Origin of the sequence: Aeromonas sp. DSM 116730, assembly GCF_046581335.1 — a bacterium.
Taxonomy (GTDB): domain Bacteria; phylum Pseudomonadota; class Gammaproteobacteria; order Enterobacterales; family Aeromonadaceae; genus Aeromonas; species Aeromonas rivipollensis.
In genome coordinates, this window is the sequence record NZ_CP144265.1 from 2413319 (window position 1) to 2432429 (window position 19111).

A 19111-nucleotide genomic window follows, 5' to 3' on the forward strand; every position below is an offset into this window, starting at 1 on the left:
ATAGAATCAAGCCTTCACCCATGCTGGAGAAATGCATGTATTCCTATGTAGCAAGGCAGCCCATCCTGGATCGGGAATTGAAGACCCATGCCTATGAGCTGCTGTTTCGCGACAGCCTGGATAATGTGTTTCCCCCCATCTCCGCCCAACTGGCCACCTCCCGACTGGTGACGGAGCAATTCCTGCAACAGAACATCGATCAGCTGCTTGGCGGCCACCCCTGTTTCATCAACTTTCCTCACTCCCTGCTGCTGGACGGTCTGGCTGAATGCCTGCCCCAGGACAAGGTGGTGATCGAGATACTGGAAGATGCAGAGCCCGACGATGCCCTGCTGGACAAGGTGATCCAGCTCCACGGGCTGGGCTATCGGCTGGCGCTGGATGATTTCACCCTGGTCCCGGCCTGGGACAGGTTCCTGCCCTATATCCACATCATCAAGTTCGATCTGCGGGCCACACCGCTCGCCAGCATAGAGAAGTTCATGCTGACCCATAGCCACCTGCCGCTCACCTACCTCGCCGAAAAGGTGGAGGACAAGGACGAGTTTGAACGGATGAAGGGGCTCGGGGTCGAGTTGTTCCAGGGCTTCTTCTTCAGCCGGCCCCAGATGGTGCAGCAAACCACCATGCCCCCGACCCAGCTGGTGGTGATGCAGTTGCTCAAGGTGGTCAACCAGGCCGAGCCGGATCTGGACAAGATAGAGCAGCTGCTCAACCAGGATCTCTCCCTCTCCCTCAAGCTGCTGCGCTACGTCAACCACCTCAAGCGCTTTCCCCAGCCCATCGCCTCGTTTCGCCAGGCCGCCAGCTCCCTGGGGCACGCCCAGCTCAAGCGTTTCGTGGCCCTGATCGCCGCCACCAGCGCCGGTCACGACAAGAGTGCCGAGCTCTACCAGATGTCCCTCATCCGGGCCCGCTTCTGCGAGCTGCTGGCACAGACCCATGCCCCCACCCAGCAGGCGCAGCAAGCCTTCATCACCGGGCTCTTCTCCCTGCTGGACGTGCTGATGGGGCAACCGCTGGATCAACTGCTCGGCACCATACCCCTGACCGCCGAGATCCGCGCCGCCCTGCTGGAGCGCAAGGGCAATCTGGGGTTCTATCTGGCGTTTTGTGAAGACTACGAGAAGGCCAACTGGCAACGGATCGCCGCCAGCACCGCCCGCCTGGGGCTCAATGAAGAGAAGGTCAGCCACCTCTATCTGGCCGCCACCACCTGGGTCAATCAGCAGCTCCAGGCCATGGAAGGGACGGACTGAACCCACTCCCCGCTTTCACCTATCCCCCCCGAAAATGACAACGTCCCTGCGTGAGGGACGTTGTGCATTTATCGGCAATCGCCTTGGGTGCGACTCCTCAGCCCAGTTCGATGGCCATGGCGGTCGCCTCCCCGCCGCCGATGCACAGGCTCGCCACCCCTCGCCGCAGGCCCCGCGTGTGCAGGGCATGGATCAGGGTGACCAGGATGCGGGCACCGCTGGCCCCCAGGGGATGGCCCAGGGCACAGGCGCCCCCGTTCACGTTCAGCTTGTGATGGGGGATCTGGCACCCCGCCATGGCCAGCATGCTCACCATGGCGAAGGCCTCGTTCACCTCGAACAGATCCACCTCCTCCACCGACCAGCCCACCCGGGCCAGCAGCTTGTCGATGGCCCCCACGGGGGCACTGGTAAACTCCGCCGGCAGGGCGGCATGGCTCTGGTAGCCGACCACCCTGGCCAGCACGGGCAAACCCAGGCGCTCGGCGGTCTCGGACCGCATCAACACCAGTGCCGCCGCCCCGTCCGAGATGGAGCTGGCATTGGCCGCCGTGATGGTGCCCGTCTTGCTGAAGGCCGGTTTCAGGGTCGGTATCTTGTCGGGCCTGGCCTTGCCCGGTTGCTCGTCGTCGGCCAGCAGCAGGGTGTCTGCCGCCATCACGGGCGCCAGCTCTGCCCCGAAGGCGCCACTTCGCTGCGCCGTCAGGGCCCGCTCCAGGGAAGCGATGGCGAAGGCATCCATGTCGGCCCGGGTCAGCCCGGCCCTGTCCGCGCTCAGCTGGGCGTAGTGGCCCATCAGGTGCCCCTCGTAGGCATCCTGCAAGCCGTCGAGGAACATGTGATCCAGCACGCTTTGGTGGCCCATGCGAAAACCGCTGCGCGCCTTGTCCAGCAGATAGGGGGCCCGGCTCATGCTCTCCATGCCGCCCGCCACCACCACATCCACCTCCCCCAGCCGCAACCCGTCTGCCGCCAGCATCACCGCCTTCATGCCGGAGCCGCACACCTTGTTGATGGTGGTGCAGGGCACGCTGTCCGGCAGCCCGGCCTTGAGCGCCGCCTGACGGGCCGGTGCCTGCCCGACCCCGGCGCTCAGCACATTGCCCAGATAGACCTCATCGACCCGAGTTGCGTCTATCCCGGCTGCCGCCAGGGCGGCGCGGATGGCGCAGGCGCCAAGCTCGGGCGCACTCAGGGCGCTCAAGGCCCCTTGAAAGGCCCCCATGGGGGTACGTTTGGCCGCCACAATCACTATATCCATCAATCGCACTCTCCTTGTTACATTGGGATAACATATGCCGCCGCCGTCCCCGGAACAAGACTTGCGGGGAAGTTGACGTTTGGGTAAGGTGCCAGCCTGCATTGACAACCAGATGACAGCCAAGACAGCCCTATGACCAAATCCAAGGATGACGCCCGGACCTTCAGCATCAGCGAGCTGGCCCGTGAATTCGATGTGACCACCCGCAGTATCCGATTCTACGAGGATCAGGGTCTGCTGAACCCGACGCGCCAGGGGCAGACCCGGATCTACAGTCGTCAGGACAGGGTGCGCCTCAAGCTGACCCTGCGTGGCAAACGGCTGGGCTTCAGCCTCGCGGACATCCGCGAGCTGTTCGATCTCTATGACGCAGACAAGAGCAGCCGCTCCCAGTTGCAGACCATGCTGGGGCTGGTGGCCGACAAGCGGGAGACCCTGCAGCAGCAACTGGAAGACATCCAGATGGTCTTGCTGGAGCTGGAGGCCGCCGAGCAGCGCTGCCGGCAGGCGCTGGGCCAGCTGACCCCCTGAGTGGGCAAGGGAGGGGCAGCCATCGCGGCCCCAGGAAAATAGAAAGAGGGAGGCTTGCGCCTCCCTCTTGTCATTCATGGCAGTGAGCCTGGTCTCAGGCTTCCTTGCTCCAGCGGTTCGGATCGTAATCCGGGCTGTAACGATCGACTATGATGGCGCAAGCCGCATCGCCGGTGATGTTGAGGGCGGTACGTATCATGTCGAACAGGCGATCCAGTGCGAACAGCAGCGGCAGCCCCTCGATGGGGATACCGGCCGCCAGCAGCACGGCCACCACCAGGAAGCTCGGGCCCGGCACGCCGGCCTGGCCGATGGCACCCAGGGTCGAGGTGACTATGATGGCCGCCCAGGCGCCCATGCTGAGATCGATGTTGTAGACCTGGGCGAAGAAGATGGCCACCAGACCGTAATAGATGGCGTTGCCGCTCATGTTGATGGTGGCACCCAGCGGCAGCACGAAGGAGGCGGTGGCGTTGGTCACCTTCAGATCGTGCTCGCAGGTCTCCATGTTGACCGGCAGGGTCGCCATGGACGAGGCGGTGGAGAAAGCCACTATCTGCGGCTTCTTCATCGCCGAGAAGTACTTGCGTACCGGCGTGTTGGAGAAGAAGGCGATCAGCAGCGGGTAGACCACGAAGCCGAAGATGAGGATGGCGGCGACATAGACCACGAACAGCTTGAGCACCAGGGTCAGCACGTCGAAGCCATAGGTGCCGATGGCATCGGCCATCAGGCCGAAGACCCCGATGGGGGCAATCAGCATCACCTTGTTGATCATCCAGACGAAGGCGTCCACCAGGGTGTTGAGGCCATCCACCAGCGGCTTGGCGCGCTCGCGTGGCTGCTTGGCCAGCGCTATGCCGAGGAACATGCAGAACACCAGGATCTGCAGTATGTTCGCCTCGTTCAGGGCGCTGAACACATTGGTCGGGATCATCCCAAGCAGGGTAGCCACGGCGTCTGGCAGGGCGCCCTTGTCGGCGTAGTCACCGGCAAACATGGCGGCCGTGGAGCCGAAATCGACCCCGACACCGGGCTTGAAGATTTGACCCATCACCAGCGCCAGCAGCACCGCCAGGGCGGAGGTACCGAGGAAGAAGGCGAGCGTGGTCACCCCTATCTTGCCCGCGGCCGGGCTGGCCCCCAGATTGGCGGCCCCGGACAGGATGGCGACCGCCACCAGCGGGATCACCAGCATCTTGATCAGCTGGATGAAGAGCGTACCCAAGGGGGCGAAGACGGTCGCCTGCTCACCCATGAGGGCACCCACCAGCGCCCCCAGGATCATGGCGACCACAACCTGGAAGCCGATATTTTTAATTAATCCTTTTGTCAACACAGAATGTTCCTTTATTAAGCAATTACTCACACTGTTGCAGCGTAAATGACCACCCAGAGCGTCAAATCCTCTCCATTGCTCTGGCGGCGCGCTTTATCTCATATTTATTACCCGTTTAACATCGTGATCCCTGAACGAAACGAATTTTTATGATTTTTCACAAAGTTGAGACCCACAAGAAACTCACCGTTTTTCCCCTATTTCACCATGACAATCGCCAAAATAATGTGCTACTTTGGCTTTGCAAACGTGCATACAGGGAAGAAAAGATGCTGAAAGTTAACGAATATTTTGACGGAAATGTTAAATCTATCGGTTTCGAGCAAAAAGGCGAGAAAGCCACGGTCGGCGTGATGGAAGCGGGTGATTACCAGTTCAACACCGCCGCCCCGGAGCGAATGACGGTGGTCAAGGGTGTCCTTCGCATCCAGCTGGCCGATGAAGACGAGTGGCACAGCTACCATCAGGGCGAGTCCTTCGACGTGGCCGGTCACTCCTCCTTCAAGCTGGAAGTGAAGACAGCCACCGCCTACCTGTGCGAGTTCCTCGACTGATAGCCCCTCAGGGGGGCCATGAGATGCAGATCCGCTCCTCCTGGCGCCCCTGATCCCCCTGTTTTGCCCCATTTCCACACCGCCATCACAGGCTGTTGCTTCCCCCCTTTTCATCGACTACAAAAAATTTACAATGTTTAGACGAAATCCATAATCGGAGTACGTCATGATCAGTGTCTTCGACCTGTTTTCCATCGGGATTGGTCCCTCCTCCTCCCACACAGTGGGGCCGATGCGGGCAGCCTGCGCCTTCGTGCACACCCTCAAGCAGAGCGCACTTCTCTCCCGCACCGAACGCGTCGTGGTCGAGTGCTACGGCTCCCTCGGCCAGACCGGCAAGGGTCATGGCACCGGCAAGGCCATCATCCTGGGGCTGGCCGGCTTTGAACCCGAATCCGTGGACATCGAGGCCATCCCCGCCTTCCTCGATCAGGTGGAGCACAGCCAGACCCTGCGGCTGGGGGGGGAGCAACCGAGCCAGTTCCCCCGCGTCGGTGCCATCCTCTTCAATCGGCGCAAGACCCTGCCCGCCCACTCCAACGGCATGACACTGCGTGCCTTCGCGGGCGACAGCCTGCTGTTTGAGCAGACCTACTACTCCATCGGTGGCGGCTTCATCATAGAGGAGAGCCACTTCGCCAACGCCCGGGAAGAGGCCGCCCGCTTCGATGCCGCCCACCCCGTCCCCTACCCCTTCGAGAGCGGGGCCCAGCTGCTGGCCCACTGCCAGGAGAGCGGCCTCTCCATCTCGGGATTGATGCTGGCCAATGAGAAGGTGTTTCGCAGCGAAGCCGAGATAAAGGCGGGCCTGCGCAAGATCTGGCAGGCGATGCAGGGCTGTGTCGAGCGCGGTTGCAGGAGCGAGGGGGTGTTGCCAGGGGGGCTCAAGGTGAAGCGCCGCGCCCCTGCCCTCTATCGCCAGCTCTGCGGCGAGACCAACTTCAACAAGGATCCCCTGATGGTGATGGAGTGGGTGGATCTGTTTGCCCTGGCCGTCAACGAGGAGAATGCCGCCGGTGGCCGGGTGGTGACAGCCCCCACCAACGGCGCCGCCGGCATCATCCCCGCCGTGCTGCACTATTACGATCGCTTCGTGCGCAAGGTGGATGACGAGCTGCTGATGCAATACTTCCTCACCGCCGCCGCCATCGGCATCTTATATAAGAAGAACGCCTCCCTGTCGGGGGCCGAGGTGGGCTGTCAGGGAGAAGTGGGGGTCGCCTGCTCCATGGCCGCCGGCGCCCTGGCCGAGCTGCAGGGCGGCAGCCCGGCCGTGGTCGAGAACGCCGCCGAGATCGGCATGGAGCACAACTTAGGGTTGACCTGCGATCCCATCGGCGGCCTGGTACAGGTGCCCTGCATAGAGCGCAACGCCATGGGGGCGGTCAAGGCGATCAATGCCGCCCGCCTGGCCCTGCGTGGCACAGGCGAGCACAAGGTCTCCCTGGACAAGGTGATCAGGACCATGTGGGAAACCGGCAACGACATGAAGACCAAGTACAAGGAGACAGCCCGCGGCGGCCTCGCCGTCAACATCACCGAATGTTAAGCCTGGGTAAAAACGACCTCAGATGACCCTCAGATACCCGGCCTGGCCGGGTATTTTTTCGCAAAACGTTTGCCTTGCGCTTAACAAAATGGATAACCATCAAAATAAATTTTATACTCGCGCCGTGAATTCAACAAAAATAGATCTATTTCAACTTTTTTTAGGCAGGAAGCCGTTACACTGCGGTTATCTGGTTCCCTGGCCTTTGTGACGACAGACCCGTCCCATGGATCACCCTTTCTGCGAGCGGGCATGGCGCCCCCTTCTACCCTGAGGTAATTGTTACATGATCAGCGTTTTTGATATCTTCAAAATCGGTGTTGGCCCCTCCTCTTCCCACACTGTCGGCCCGATGAAAGCAGCCAAACAGTTCGTGGATGATCTGCGTGCTAGCGGCAAGATCCGTGACATCACCCGGATCCAGGTTGACGTCTATGGCTCCCTCTCCTGGACCGGCAAAGGCCACCACACAGACACCGCCATCATCATGGGGCTGGCCGGCAACCTGCCGGAAAATGTCGACATCGACGGCATTCCTGAATTCATCTCCCGGGTCGAGCAGACCGGTCGTCTGCCCATAGGCCTGCACTGCCACACCGTCAGCTTCCCGAAAGGCGCCATGGTGTTCCATGACGAGGCCCTGCCCCTGCACGAGAACGGCATGAAGCTGACCGCCTTCATCGAAGACGAGGCCATCTACAGCAAGACCTATTACTCCATCGGCGGTGGCTTCATCGTCGATGAAGAGAGCTTCGGCAAGGCCGACAGCGGCGACATGACCGTCAACTACCCCTTCAAGAGCGCCGCCGAGCTGCTCGCCCACTGCGGCCAGACCGGTCTCTCCATCTCCGCCCTGATGCTGGAGAACGAGAAGTGCTTCAACACCCCGGAAGAGATCTACAAGAAGCTCGGCAAGATCTGGACCACCATGCGTGAAGGGATAGAGCGCGGCTGCCGTACCGAGGGTGTCCTGGCCGGCCCGCTGCGGGTGCCGCGCCGTGCCGCTCCCCTCTACCGTCAGCTGACCACCAACGAGCATCTCTCCAACGACCCCATGAGCATCGTTGACTGGGTCAACATGTTCGCTCTCGCGGTGAGTGAAGAGAACGCCGCCGGTGGCCGCGTCGTCACCGCCCCGACCAACGGCGCCGCGGGCATCATCCCGGCCGTGCTGGCCTACTACGACAAGTTCATCCAGCCGGTCGGCCGCGACGAATACACCCGCTTCTACCTGGCCGCCGCCGCCGTCGGCATGCTCTACAAGATGAACGCCTCCATCTCAGGTGCCGAAGTGGGTTGCCAGGGTGAGGTGGGCGTCTCCTGCTCCATGGCCGCCGCCGGCCTGACTGAACTCATGGGCGGCAGCCCGGAGCAGGTGTGTGAAGCGGCCGAGATCGGCATGGAGCACAACCTGGGTCTGACCTGCGATCCGGTCGCTGGCCAGGTACAGGTGCCCTGCATCGAGCGCAACGCCATCGCCGCCATGAAGGCGGTCAACTCCTCCCGCATGGCCCTGCGTCGTACCTCCAAGCCACGCGTGTCATTGGACAAGGTCATCGAGACCATGTACATCACCGGCAAGGACATGGACTCCAAGTACCGTGAAACCTCCCGCGGTGGCCTGGCCATCAAGGTGATGCAGGTTGCCTGCGAATAAGCGGCAAACAGCAGATGCAAAAAAGGCGGGAGAGATTCCCGCCTTTTTTCTGCCATTTTTTCAGGGACAGACGCACTGACATGAAGAATAAAGAGTAAGGGGGCAATTCATCCGTCAGGGGTCAAAGTGGGGAGGGATGATTTTGCTATCTTATTCGGCGACCTCCCCACCATCTTATTCCGCTCTTATCCCACTCTTATCCCGCACTTGCTCCGCTCTTCTATTCCACTTTTATTCCACTATCCGATCCGCCAGGGTGCCGACCGCCACCACGAAATAGGGGGAGCGGTTCCAGTGGCGCAGCACCCGATAATTGTCATAGGCAAGATAACTGCGGCCATGGACGTCATCGGGCCGGATGAGGGAGGCCTGCATGTCGGCCTTCGGCAGCGGTGAGCCATCCAGTTGCCGCACCCCGAGCACCTGCCAGGCCTGGAGCGGCTTGCGCTGCTCCAGGCCAAACAGGGCGGGCTTGAGGGAGTCGGGCACCCTCACCCGCCGTCCCCAGGTTTCATCCTCTCGCCAGCCGTTCTGATGCAGATAATTGGCTGCCGATCCAAACACATCCGCCAGATTCCCCCACAGATCCTTCCTGCCATCCCCGTCCTGATCGACTGCGTATTTGAGGAAGGAGGAGGGCATGAACTGCACCTGCCCCATGGCCCCCGCCCAGGAGCCCTTGAAGGCGGCGGGGCTCACGTGCCCCTGCTCTATGATGCGCAGGGCATCGAACAGCTGATCCTTGAAGAAGGTTTCCCGTCGCCCTTCCCAGGCCAGGGTCGCCAGGGAGGAGACCAGCGGGAAATTACCGGTGAGTTTGCCAAAATTGGTTTCTATGCCCCACAAGGCGACAATAAAACGGGGCTGCACCCCATATTCATCGCCTATTTTCGTGAGCAGCGGCAGATGCTGGCGATATAAGGCGCGGGCTTGCTTGACTTTCCATTGGGGCACGGCACGGGGAATATAGGAATCCAGGGTCAGTTTGAATTCCGGCTGATTTTTGTCGTGCTTGATGGCCGCCTCTATGAGGCGAATATCGGCAAAAGCGGCCGTTACCGTCGCAGGCTGGATGCCGGCCGCCAGGGCTTGCTGTTTGAGACTCGTCACATAATGGTCAAAATCGACGCTGGCCTTCAGGGGCGCACTTAATAGTGCGCTCAACAATAACAGTGCCAGCCTCCCCTGCATCAGCGGGAGCCTTTTAATTGTGCCTTGTGCTGCTCCAGCAAATTTTCCGGTGGAGGGGGCACCTGCAGGTAGAAACCCTGGCTCTGCAAGGCCGCCATCACCCGCTCGGTGGAAGCGATCCCCAGGGGCTTGGCCGGGTCCAGCTTGGTCATCAAAACCAGCTCGGGGCGTCCGAAGGTACTCATCAGTGCCTCTGGCACACGGGAAAAGTCCTCTCTTCTTTCAATAAAGAGATAGGTCTCGGCTTTTTTGCGACTTTTATAGACTGCACACAACATGGAAATTGATATAATCCGACGGGTTCATTGCCTCTGGTGGTGGCAAACTATAACATCAGGAATTGAATAACAATAACGTATTACCGTCTCGGTTCGGGGAAGATTCATGGTTGAACGCGATAACGAATTGAAAGGGACCACCTTCACTATTTCTGTGTTGCATCTCAGCGATGGCAATCCGGACCGGATCCGACAACTGCTGGAGGCCAAGGTCGCGCAAGCTCCCCAGTTTTTTAATTGTGCCCCCCTCGTCCTCAATGTGGAACGCCTCAGCGATATCCCCGATTTCGAGCAGCTCAGGGAGCTGGTCGAGTCGGAAGATTTCGTGCTGGTCGGCATCACGGGGGCGCGGGATGAGGCGATGAAGACGGCGGCCAAGGCGGCCGGGTTGGCCGTCATGGTGTCGGGCAAGAGCCGCAAGGCCGAGCCTGTGGCACCGGCGCCAGCACCTGAACCCGTGGAGGTGGCCCAGGTCGCCCCGGTTCATGCCCTGGAGCCGACCAAGGTCCACGTCGGGCCGGTGCGCTCCGGCCAGCAGATCTATGCTGCCGGCACCTCGCTGGTGGTGCTGGGCTCGGTCAGTCCGGGGGCCGAAGTCATCGCCGACGACAGCATCCATATTTATGGCGCCCTGCGTGGCCGTGCCATCGCGGGGGCCAAGGGCAATCCCCTTGCCCGCATTTATTGCCAGCAATTGCAGGCCGAGCTGCTCTCCATCGCGGGCACCTTCCAGCTCAGCGACGCACTGCCGGCAGGCCTGATACAAGAGCCAGTCCATATCCGGCTGGACAACGAACAACTCCGAATAGACCGCATCAAATAGAGTTACAAGGAAGCGAGAATGGCGCGAATCATAGTCGTTACATCGGGCAAAGGTGGCGTTGGCAAGACCACAACCAGCGCGGCCCTGAGCACCGGCTTGGCCCAGCGTGGCCACAAGACAGTGGTCATCGATTTTGACATTGGCCTGCGAAACCTGGATCTCATCATGGGCTGCGAGCGGCGCGTGGTGTATGACTTCGTCAATGTGATCAACGGTGAGGCCAACCTCAACCAGGCCCTCATCAAGGACAAGCGTTCCGAGAATCTGTTCATCCTGCCTGCCTCCCAGACCCGGGACAAGGACGCCCTGACCCGCGAAGGGGTCGAGAAGATCCTGGATCAGCTGGCGGAGATGAAGTTCGATTACATCGTCTGCGACTCCCCGGCCGGCATCGAGGCGGGGGCCCTGATGGCGCTCTATTTCGCCGACGAGGCCATCGTCACCACCAACCCGGAAGTCTCTTCCGTGCGTGACTCGGATCGCATCCTCGGCATCCTGGCCTCCAAGTCCCGCCGCGCCGAGCGCGGGGAAGACCCCATCAAGGAGCACCTGTTGCTGACCCGCTACTGCCCGACTCGCGTCAGCCGTGGCGACATGCTGAGCGTGCAGGATGTGCAGGAGATCCTGGCCATCAAACTGCTCGGGGTGATCCCGGAGTCCCAGGCGGTGCTGCGCGCCTCCAACTCGGGGGAGCCGGTCATTCTGGACAAGGAGTCCGATGCCGGTCAGGCCTATGAGGACGCCGTTGCCCGCCTGCTGGGTGACACCAAGGATTTTCGTTTTCTGGAAGAAGAAAAGAAGGGCTTCTTTAGCCGACTGTTCGGGAGTTAAACATGTCATTATTGGATTATTTTCGTTCCAACAAGAAACAAAACACCGCACAACTGGCCAAAGAGCGGTTGCAGATCATAGTCGCGCACGAGCGTTCTTCAAGAGGGGGGCCGGATTACCTGCCCCAGCTCAAGCAGGACCTCCTCGACGTGATCCGCAAGTATGTGCAGATCGATCCGGACAAGATCACCGTCCAGCTCGATAAGAAGAGTGACGAGCTGTCGGTACTGGAGCTCAACATCACCTTCGCCGATGACAAGAAGGGATGAGCTGACGCCCCATGCGTGACCCCTTCCCCCAATGAAGACCGGATCCTGTAGCAGGATCCGGTTTTTTATTGCCTGGCGCAGAGGCATCTCGCCAAGGCGTGCGGGGCCAGCTAGAATACTGCCCGCCCCCTCGGTCCTGCCGACGGGACCTCTCCCCCTCATCTGGAATACAGGTCTTATGTCTTTGAATGACGAAATGCACAGCGTCGAGGAACTGCTCGATACCGCCCTCGAACTCTTCATGGAGCTGGCCTCGGACAACCTGCCCGAGCAGGAGATAGCCCTGTTCAACCAGGCCTTCAACGATCGGGGTCTGCTGGCGGAGACCGACCCCGCCGATGACTGGGAAGCGGACGTGGGGTTTGCCGTGAGCGATGCCGAGTACGCCGAGATCTGGGTTGGCCTTGGCAATGCCGAGCAAGAGTATGAGCACCTGTTTGCCCGCATGCTGCTCTCCCGCCGTGTCGACGAGAAGTTCTGCCACATCGAATGGCTGCCCCAATAATTCCGGATCCCGACGATCCCGGTCACTATGAGTGGGACTCAGAGCCTGAGCCCGTGAGACCGACGCGCTGGCGGCGCCTTCTGGGCTGGCTCGGCAAGCTGCTGCTGGCGGCGCTGGTCAGCTCCATCGTCTCGGTGGCGCTGCTGCGCTTCATCGATCCCCCCATGTGGACCTGGCGCCTCGAGCGGGCGCTGTTTCCGCCCGCCAAGGTGGCCGAGGTCAAGCACGACTGGGTGCCCCTCGAGCGTATCTCGCGGGAGTTGCAACTGGCGGTGATCGCCGCCGAGGATCAGCGCTTCGCCGATCACAACGGCTTCGACATGGATGCCATCAGCTCGGCCCTCAAACACAACCAGCAAAGCCGGCGGGTGCGCGGGGCCAGTACCCTGAGCCAGCAGACGGCGAAGAACCTCTTCATGTGGAGCGATCGCAGCTTGCTGCGCAAGGGGATAGAGGCCTGGTTCACCCTGCTGATGGAGCTGGGCTGGGACAAGTCCCGCATCCTCGAGGTGTACCTGAACATAGTGGAGTTCGGGCCCGGCATCTATGGTGCCGAGGCCGCCGCCAGGCACTACTTCGGCAAACCGGCGGCGCGCCTGACCCGCTACGAGGCCTCCTTGCTGGCCGCCGCCCTGCCCAATCCCTGGCGCTACCGGGTCAAGCCCCCCTCGCCCTATGTACAGCAGCGCTCGGCCTGGATCCGCCGCCAGATGAGTCAGCTCGGCCAGGTCACCCTGAACCGGGTGCACGAGGCCGGCTAGGTTCGTCGACGGGGTCGGAGGCCGGCCCCAGATGGCCGCCGATGACCTCCCGGTGCAACGGCAAATAGTGCCACCACCAGGTCTCCCGTCGCCGCTTGATCTGCCGCCTGTACTGTCGTCGCTTCATGCTGCCCAGATGCCTCATCATGCCGCCCGATGGCGGCGGCTCTGTTAACCTTATCCCCTGTTTCGGCCATTTGACAGCACGGGGTTGCCAGCCTCACGCGCTGGCCGCCATCCCCAATAATTGTTAAAGTGGCGAACCTGGACGTATCTGGAGTGATTTCATGGAACAACGTAGCCCGGATCAGCTGGTCGAGTGGGCCTATGATCAGTTTCTGGAGCAGGCCGCCGACATGCTGGCCCCCGAACAAATCGTCGACATCACCCTCGAATTCGAGCAGCGTGGCGCCGTCGAGGCGACCCTGCCCAACGCCGACTGGTCGACCGAACTCGGCGTGCCGGTCGACATGGAGCGTTGGGCCGAGGTGTGGGTCGGCTTGCTGGATCATCAGGAGGAATTCGAGGTGATCTATGCCACCTTCCTGCTGCCTCGGGATCAGAGTGAACACGAGGTCCATGTTCGCTGGCACCGCCAGCAGCAGGCATAAGAAAAGGCGCCCCTGGCGCCTTTTTCGTCTCTGCGATTTACCCCTTCAGGGACGAACCGCTATGGCTTTGGCCAGACAGCGACGACACCAGCAGGCGCTCGCCTCGTTCATGGGCAAGGGGGGCAGCTGGCTGCACCAGCAGCGCTCTATGGGTTCACCGGCGGAGACGGCGCAAAACGCCGGCTCGCCGCATCCCGGGCACTGATGAGTGCTGCGCGTGCCATCCAGCTCGGCCATGCGGGCCAGCTGGGCCTCGCTGTCCATGGCGGACCACTGGCCTATCTCGGTCAGGGTACGGCCGCAACCGAGGCAGAGCCCATCCTTGGCCCGGCAGTCGCCGATGCAGGGACTCGGCACCTTATTCGCCGTCCTGGGCCGAGCTGGTCTCTGCTGCAACCAGCGTGATGCAGTTGTCTTCGATGACGATCTTGCCCTGCTTGTAGAGCCCGCCTATGGCCTTCTTGAAGGTGCCCTTGCTCATGTTGAACATCTTGTAGATGAGCTCGGGTTCGCTCTTGTCCCCCACCGCCAGGCTGCCGCCCTGCTTCTGCAAGCGGGTGAGAATACGGCCGCCGGCATCATCCATCCGATCCTGCCCCGGTTTTTGCAGGGTCAGGTCCAGCTTGCCATCCTCACGGACCTGCTTGACCCAGGCGGTCAGCGGTCGGCCCGTCATCAAGCGGCCGAACACCTCGTTCTTGAACAGCATGCCGGAGTACTGACCATTGACCACGGCCTTGATGCCGAGGGGGGTGTGTTCCCCGGGCAGCGCAGTGACCTCGTCACCGGCCTTGAAGGGGGGATCGACGCGCAGGAAACGCTCGAGGCGGCTGGTGCCCACCATGCGCCCCTCGTTGTCCAGCATCAGGTGTACCAGATAGACATGGCCCACCTGCATCGGCTTGTTCTGCTCGCGGCTTGGCACGAACAGATCCTTTTTCATGCCCCAGTCGAGGAAGGCGCCGATCTTGTTGGCGTTGACCACCTTGAGGCCGACGATGTCACCCACCATGGCAAAGGGCTTGTCGGTGGTGATCACCGGCTCGCAATCTGCGTCCAGATAGAGAAAGACGGACACCTCGCCATCTTCGGCGACGCCTTCCGGCAGCTGACGCTTGGGCAACAGCAGCTCGCCATATTCCCCCGCGGCCAGCCAGGCGCCACGATCTTCGAGCTCGACTACGGTGAGGGTGTTCATCTTGCCAATCTGTAACATGGTGATCTCTTCTTTCAATATCTGGATGGGCCTGCAGTTCATGGCCCGTAATAATGTGCATCGCCCCTGTCGTCGGCTGAGGGAGGACAAGGGCTCAGGTTTTTCATGCAGGCGCGCATGTTACCCCAGAGCCGTGACAGGACCTAGTCCCTTGCCCGTCCCCCCACAGGATTTTCACCTCGGGGCGACCCGGCATTGGCGATATTAGCAGCACTCGGTCGCCCCTTGGCTGCAAATAACCCCACTTTTAGGTAGACTTCGCGGCCGTCAAATCCAGAGGAAGCGTCGATGAACCCAGCCACTCGTACCCGTCATCTCAATCAATGGATCCAGAGCCACAGCCAGCAGGACATGAGTTACCCGGCCCTGCACGGCTTTCTCTGCGCCCGTCTGACGGGGCCGACCGCCCCTGACTGGCAAGATCCCCTGGCCGGGCTGCTGCCCCATGAGGTCGAGCTTGACGAGAAGAGTGCCGAGGCGCTGCATCACCTGATCGCCGAGCTGGAGGCCCAGGCCGACGACGCCCAGTTGGTCCTGCCGAGCCAGTGCCGGCTCTCTAACGAGACCCCAGAGCAGGTATTCGAGCAGAGCCACCCCCTCGGCCAGTGGAGTTACGGCTTCAGTCAGGGGGTGGCCCGCTGGCCCACGCCGACGGATCTGAACGATCCCGCCACCCGGCACCGCTTCAGCCTGGTGGCCGAACTCTGCCTGTTCCGTGACAGGCCCATGGCCCAGATGCTGCATCAGGCCGCGGCCAGCGAGCTGCCCTTCCTGGATTTTTGCAAGCGGCAGCGCCAGCAGATGAAGACGGCCCTCAACCTTCTGCTGACCCTGGATCAGGATGGGGCACGGCATGAAGAAGAACCGCTTCCCGACAACGAACAGACCCGCCAGTGGCAGCAGTGGTTCGAGCAGGCGGCGCAGTGCCGCGATCCCCTCGCCCGCCTCTCCTGGTTTGACCGCATCATCGCCGATGCCAGCCCCCTGTTCGACGAGGCCTTCTGGCAACAACACGCAGGCCGCGGCTGGAGCTCCCCCGAGGCCCGCCCACTGATCGCGGCCCAGGCGGGCCGGGCCGATTGCCTGCTGCGACTGGGGCAGCAGGAGCAGGCCCGCCAGGCATACCTGGCCCTGCTCGACCTTTGTCAGGCCGACGAGCCTGGCTGTCGTCACCCTCTCTCCAGCCTCTATGCCTGGCAAGGGGACTGGGCCGCCCTGCAGGGCCTGCTGGTGCGCTTCAATGAAGCCTCCTGCTGGCTGCGCTACAACAAGGCGCTGATGGTGTTTGCCACCGAAGGCGAGCTGGCGGCGCAGCCCCATCTGGCCGCCGCCCTTGGCGCCAACCCCCATGTGCCCGCCACCCTGCTGGGCCAGCGCAGGCTGCCCAAGCAGGAGCCCCGCCACTGGCAGGGGGGGAGCCGCGACGAGGCAGCGCTCTATGCGCTCCAGAGCCGCGAGGCCTGGCTTGCTCATAATGCCTTGATCTGGCTGCGTAAAAGTGTAAACAGCAAGGCCAGTTGAGCCCCTGGTTGCCGGATCCGTGACGCAACACGTGCGCAAACGCACATTTTTCTGGTGCCCGTTCAGACAAATGCCCTTGTGTTACGTATCATCAAGGTCAAAGTATCAAGAGAAACTGCACCCGATGCAGCCGCCACAGCAGGATGTCATATGTCGAAGATCATAGAGCTGCTCGCGCACTATCCCCCCTATCAGCTGGTCCATGCCGCTGAGATGGTGCGCGATACCTTTGAACAGTTTTACCAGCAGCGGTACCAGCTGACGGTGCCCCAATGGCGCCTGATGATGGTGCTTGGCCCCCACTACCCCATCAGCCAGAAAGAACTGGTGGAGGCGAGCGGAATGGACAAGGTGCGGATCTCCCGCGAGATCCACCGTCTGGTGGAGAAGGGCATCCTGTTCACCGAGAGCAGCGCCCAGGACAAGCGCATCAGTCTGGTCTCCTTCACCCCGGCGGGGCTCACCCTGTTCCAGCAGCTCAAGACCGAAGCGGGCAGCTGGCAGCACACCCTCACCGACTATCTGCCTGCCGAGGCGCGCCAGAGCATACGGCTGCATCTGCAAAGCGTGAGCGACGCCATAGAACAACTCCACCTGCTGGACAGCGAGCAACAATCATGACACTGACCCGCTTTGCCACCATGGACATCAACATGCTGCTGAGCCTGGTCAACATGCAGCTTCGTGATCATTACGCCGATCTGGACGATCTCTGCCGGGCGCAGGATCTCGACAAGGAGGCCCTGACTGCGCGGCTGGCCGGCGGCGATTTCCACTACCAGCCTGATCAAAAGCAGTTCAGATAGGGATCCGGATCACAAGCTGTCTCGTGGCGCTGGCCGTGGCGGCAAAAACTGCTAAGGTGAGAGGCAACCCCGCTGGACCCTGGGCCTGAGGTATGGATACATCAGGCTGTCACAGACGGCGGTTAGCCTTAATTTGCTCACCATCAGCCAAGGACGACACCATGATCCTGACCCGACAGACCAGCCTGATCATCATCAGCGCCCTCTTCACGATCGGCCTCTTCTCCCCTCATCTGCCCCAGAGTACGGAGCAGTGGCTCAGCAGCCTGCTGCTGGGATCCCTGGTGGCGGTCTGCCTGCTGGTCGGCAGCGGCTGCCGTCGCTTCATCTGGGATTGAAGACTGGCGTCCCCGCCATCTGAAAACAACAACGCAGCCTGATGGCTGCGTTGTTGTTTCTGGACCTGGGTGAGCAGGCAAGCGTCACGGCATCAGTATGCCAGGGTTTCCAGCTGCTCCTTGGCCTGCTCTATGCCCTTGGCCTGCGCCTCGGGACCCATGCCCATGCCCTCGGCGTAGATGAAGTCCACCTCGTTGATGCCGATAAAGCCCAGCACGGTGCGCATGTAGGGGGTCACCAGATCGGTAGGATTACCCAGGTGCAGGCCGCCGCGGGGGCTGACCACCAGGGCGCGGGTGTTCTCCACCAGGCCGACCGGGCCGGTCTCGGTGTAGCGGAAGGTCACGCCGGCACGGGCCACCAGATCGATCCAGTTCTTCAGCTGGGTCGGGATGTTGAAGTTGTACATGGGGGCCGCGATGATCACCAGATCACTCGCCTTGAGCTCGGCCACCAGCTCGTCGGACTGGGCCAGCACGGCCAGCTGACGCTCGTTCAGGTTCTCACCGCCGCGCAGGCCCATGGCCAGCTCGCCGTCGAGCACCGGCAGGTTCAGGGTTGCCAGATCACGCACGGTGACGCTGTCACCCTGGCGCTCGGCCAGGTAGCCGTCGATCAGGGCGTTGGATTGGGAATACTGGCCCAGGATGCTGGACTTGAGAACGAGGATATTGGCCATGGTGAAACTCCATTTGGTTGTCGGTTGAACAGCTGTGCTGTCGATGGAGGTCACTATAAAGATTGAGGTTCAAGGCGGATAGCGAAAATAGATGCTCAAGTTATTCAAATATTTTGATGCTTGTACGCTTAGTCGCCAGCGAGGTACTCACCAAGCACCCCGGCCTTGGCAGAACAAACGATTGCCGTTATGATCCGCCGCACTTTTTTTAAGTGACCCGGATCCCATGGCACCCTCCCGCAGGCACTCCCCCTTTGCCGGCGCCGTCTGGATGATGGTGGCAGGCCTCTGCTTTGCCGCCGTCAACAGCCTGAGCCAGTATGTCAGCTTCAAGCTCGGCCTCCCCTCGACCCAGGTCGCCTTTCACCAGTACCTGGTCGCCCTGATCTGCCTGCTGCCCTGGCTTATCCGCCACGGCCTGCGCCAATCCCTGATGACCAACCAGCTGCGGCTGCACCTGCTGCGGGTCGCCCTGGCGGTCATCGGCATCCAGTTCTGGCTCTGGGCCCTGGCTGTGCCCGTGCCCATCTGGCAGGGCATAGCGCTCTTGATGACCTCCCCCCTGTTCGCCACCTTAGGGTCGGCCTTGCTGCTCAAGGAGCAGGTGAGCCGGGCGCGCATCCTGGCCACCCTGGCGGGCTTTGTCGGGGCCATGCTGATCCTGGCTCCCTGGACCGATGACTTCAGCTGGGCCTCCCTGCTGCCGGTGGCGGCCGCCCTGTTCTGGGCCGGCTACTCCCTGCTGGTGCGCTATCAGGCGGCGAGCGAATCGTCCCACACCATAGTGGTCTACCTGCTCATCTTCAGCACCCCCTTCAACGCCATGCTGGCCCTGCCGGAGTGGCAGTGGCCGAGCGAAACCCAGTGGCTGCTGGTGGCGGTCTCAGGGGTGCTGTCGGCCCTGGCCCAGATGTCCATCGCCCGCGCCTACAGCGTGGCCGAGGCCTCCTTCGTGCAGCCCTTTGACTTTGCCAAGCTGCCCATGAACGTACTGGCGGGTTGGCTGGTGTTTGGCTGGGCGCCTCCCGGCCGATTGTGGCTCGGCGCCGCCATCATCATAGGCGCCATCACACTGCTGACCCATCTGGAGCAGCGCGCCCACAAATCCGTTTCCTGAGGTACGCCATGCGT

23 protein-coding genes are annotated in these 19111 nt (G+C 61.7%); 16 read left to right on the top strand and 7 right to left on the bottom strand.

The window, feature by feature from the left end:
* Positions 1–35: 35 nt before the first annotated feature.
* A complete protein-coding gene (locus tag Aeroheme_RS11035; protein WP_106886859.1) occupies positions 36–1259 on the top strand; it encodes an EAL and HDOD domain-containing protein in 1224 nt (407 codons plus the stop codon).
* 97 nt (positions 1260–1356) lie between these two features.
* Here Aeroheme_RS11035 and Aeroheme_RS11040 read toward each other — a convergent pair whose 3' ends face one another.
* Positions 1357–2520, bottom strand: coding sequence for a thiolase family protein (locus Aeroheme_RS11040; protein WP_411165843.1), 1164 nt, complete (start codon positions 2518–2520; stop codon positions 1357–1359).
* Positions 2521–2652: 132 nt separating this feature from the next.
* Here Aeroheme_RS11040 and Aeroheme_RS11045 point away from each other — a divergent pair, with 132 nt between their 5' ends.
* Positions 2653–3051 carry a MerR family transcriptional regulator gene (locus tag Aeroheme_RS11045; RefSeq protein ID WP_005325128.1) on the top strand — a complete coding sequence of 133 codons (399 nt, stop codon included), beginning with the start codon at positions 2653–2655 and terminating at the stop codon, positions 3049–3051.
* A gap of 94 nt (positions 3052–3145) precedes the next feature.
* On the opposite strand, the gene Aeroheme_RS11050 is transcribed toward Aeroheme_RS11045, so the two are convergent.
* Positions 3146–4390 carry a dicarboxylate/amino acid:cation symporter gene (locus tag Aeroheme_RS11050; protein WP_111912704.1) on the bottom strand — a complete coding sequence of 415 codons (1245 nt, stop codon included), beginning with the start codon at positions 4388–4390 and terminating at the stop codon, positions 3146–3148.
* A 269-nt stretch (positions 4391–4659) separates the two neighbouring features.
* Between Aeroheme_RS11050 and Aeroheme_RS11055 the strand changes: the two genes are divergently transcribed.
* The 3 genes from Aeroheme_RS11055 to Aeroheme_RS11065 all read left to right on the top strand — a co-directional run bounded on the left by Aeroheme_RS11055 (position 4660) and on the right by Aeroheme_RS11065 (position 8150).
* Positions 4660–4944 (top strand): pyrimidine/purine nucleoside phosphorylase, encoded by a 285-nt coding sequence (locus Aeroheme_RS11055; RefSeq protein WP_162520159.1) that lies wholly within the window; start codon positions 4660–4662, stop codon positions 4942–4944.
* 166 nt (positions 4945–5110) lie between these two features.
* Positions 5111–6493, top strand: coding sequence for an L-serine ammonia-lyase (locus Aeroheme_RS11060; protein WP_106886862.1), 1383 nt, complete (start codon positions 5111–5113; stop codon positions 6491–6493).
* Positions 6494–6779: 286 nt separating this feature from the next.
* A complete protein-coding gene (locus Aeroheme_RS11065; RefSeq protein ID WP_025326890.1) occupies positions 6780–8150 on the top strand; it encodes an L-serine ammonia-lyase in 1371 nt (456 codons plus the stop codon).
* Positions 8151–8381: 231 nt separating this feature from the next.
* Here the strand turns inward: Aeroheme_RS11065 and Aeroheme_RS11070 are convergent, their stop codons facing one another.
* Both Aeroheme_RS11070 and Aeroheme_RS11075 read right to left on the bottom strand, forming a co-directional pair.
* On the bottom strand, positions 8382–9341 hold the full coding sequence (locus Aeroheme_RS11070) for a lytic transglycosylase domain-containing protein (RefSeq protein ID WP_106886863.1): 960 nt from the start codon (positions 9339–9341) through the stop codon (positions 8382–8384).
* Positions 9341–9619, bottom strand: coding sequence for a YcgL domain-containing protein (locus Aeroheme_RS11075; RefSeq protein ID WP_106886864.1), 279 nt, complete (start codon positions 9617–9619; stop codon positions 9341–9343). Before Aeroheme_RS11075 ends, Aeroheme_RS11070 begins: the two co-directional genes overlap by 1 nt.
* 106 nt (positions 9620–9725) lie before the next feature.
* Between Aeroheme_RS11075 and minC the strand changes: the two genes are divergently transcribed.
* The 6 genes from minC (at position 9726) to Aeroheme_RS11105 (ending at position 13419) form a co-directional block, all read left to right on the top strand.
* A complete protein-coding gene (gene minC / locus Aeroheme_RS11080) occupies positions 9726–10442 on the top strand; it encodes a septum site-determining protein MinC (protein WP_106886865.1) in 717 nt (238 codons plus the stop codon).
* A gap of 18 nt (positions 10443–10460) precedes the next feature.
* On the top strand, positions 10461–11273 hold the full coding sequence (gene minD / locus Aeroheme_RS11085) for a septum site-determining protein MinD (RefSeq protein WP_098984135.1): 813 nt from the start codon (positions 10461–10463) through the stop codon (positions 11271–11273).
* A 2-nt stretch (positions 11274–11275) separates the two neighbouring features.
* Positions 11276–11542: a cell division topological specificity factor MinE gene (gene minE / locus Aeroheme_RS11090; RefSeq protein ID WP_005311265.1), complete on the top strand. Its 267-nt coding sequence runs from the start codon at positions 11276–11278 to the stop codon at positions 11540–11542.
* Positions 11543–11720: 178 nt separating this feature from the next.
* On the top strand, positions 11721–12047 hold the full coding sequence (locus Aeroheme_RS11095; protein WP_041205707.1) for an HI1450 family dsDNA-mimic protein: 327 nt from the start codon (positions 11721–11723) through the stop codon (positions 12045–12047).
* Positions 12048–12100: 53 nt separating this feature from the next.
* A complete protein-coding gene (gene mtgA, locus Aeroheme_RS11100) occupies positions 12101–12808 on the top strand; it encodes a monofunctional biosynthetic peptidoglycan transglycosylase (protein ID WP_106886866.1) in 708 nt (235 codons plus the stop codon).
* A 287-nt stretch (positions 12809–13095) separates the two neighbouring features.
* Positions 13096–13419, top strand: coding sequence for an HI1450 family dsDNA-mimic protein (locus Aeroheme_RS11105; protein WP_005331685.1), 324 nt, complete (start codon positions 13096–13098; stop codon positions 13417–13419).
* 45 nt (positions 13420–13464) lie between these two features.
* Here Aeroheme_RS11105 and Aeroheme_RS11110 read toward each other — a convergent pair whose 3' ends face one another.
* Positions 13465–13776 (bottom strand): DUF1289 domain-containing protein, encoded by a 312-nt coding sequence (locus Aeroheme_RS11110; RefSeq protein ID WP_411165844.1) that lies wholly within the window; start codon positions 13774–13776, stop codon positions 13465–13467.
* 1 nt (position 13777) lies between these two features.
* The gene (locus Aeroheme_RS11115; RefSeq protein ID WP_106886869.1) at positions 13778–14653 is read right to left on the bottom strand and encodes a S1 RNA-binding domain-containing protein; all 876 of its coding nucleotides are present in this window, start codon (positions 14651–14653) and stop codon (positions 13778–13780) included.
* Positions 14654–14923: 270 nt separating this feature from the next.
* Here Aeroheme_RS11115 and Aeroheme_RS11120 point away from each other — a divergent pair, with 270 nt between their 5' ends.
* The 4 genes from Aeroheme_RS11120 (at position 14924) to Aeroheme_RS11135 (ending at position 17300) form a co-directional block, all read left to right on the top strand.
* The gene (locus tag Aeroheme_RS11120; protein ID WP_411165845.1) at positions 14924–16156 is read left to right on the top strand and encodes a UPF0149 family protein; all 1233 of its coding nucleotides are present in this window, start codon (positions 14924–14926) and stop codon (positions 16154–16156) included.
* A gap of 150 nt (positions 16157–16306) precedes the next feature.
* Positions 16307–16777: a MarR family winged helix-turn-helix transcriptional regulator gene (locus tag Aeroheme_RS11125; RefSeq protein WP_005331665.1), complete on the top strand. Its 471-nt coding sequence runs from the start codon at positions 16307–16309 to the stop codon at positions 16775–16777.
* On the top strand, positions 16774–16962 hold the full coding sequence (locus tag Aeroheme_RS11130) for a DUF4250 domain-containing protein (protein WP_106886871.1): 189 nt from the start codon (positions 16774–16776) through the stop codon (positions 16960–16962). The genes Aeroheme_RS11125 and Aeroheme_RS11130 overlap by 4 nt, the downstream gene beginning before the upstream one ends.
* Before the next feature lie 161 nt (positions 16963–17123).
* The gene (locus tag Aeroheme_RS11135; protein WP_163137691.1) at positions 17124–17300 is read left to right on the top strand and encodes a hypothetical protein; all 177 of its coding nucleotides are present in this window, start codon (positions 17124–17126) and stop codon (positions 17298–17300) included.
* 92 nt (positions 17301–17392) lie between these two features.
* Here Aeroheme_RS11135 and Aeroheme_RS11140 read toward each other — a convergent pair whose 3' ends face one another.
* Positions 17393–17980 (bottom strand): FMN-dependent NADH-azoreductase, encoded by a 588-nt coding sequence (locus Aeroheme_RS11140; RefSeq protein ID WP_025326879.1) that lies wholly within the window; start codon positions 17978–17980, stop codon positions 17393–17395.
* Between the two features lie 226 nt (positions 17981–18206).
* Between Aeroheme_RS11140 and Aeroheme_RS11145 the strand changes: the two genes are divergently transcribed.
* Complete coding sequence (locus Aeroheme_RS11145) at positions 18207–19097, top strand: DMT family transporter (RefSeq protein WP_163155018.1); 891 nt, start codon at positions 18207–18209, stop codon at positions 19095–19097.
* Positions 19098–19111: the final 14 nt, after the last annotated feature.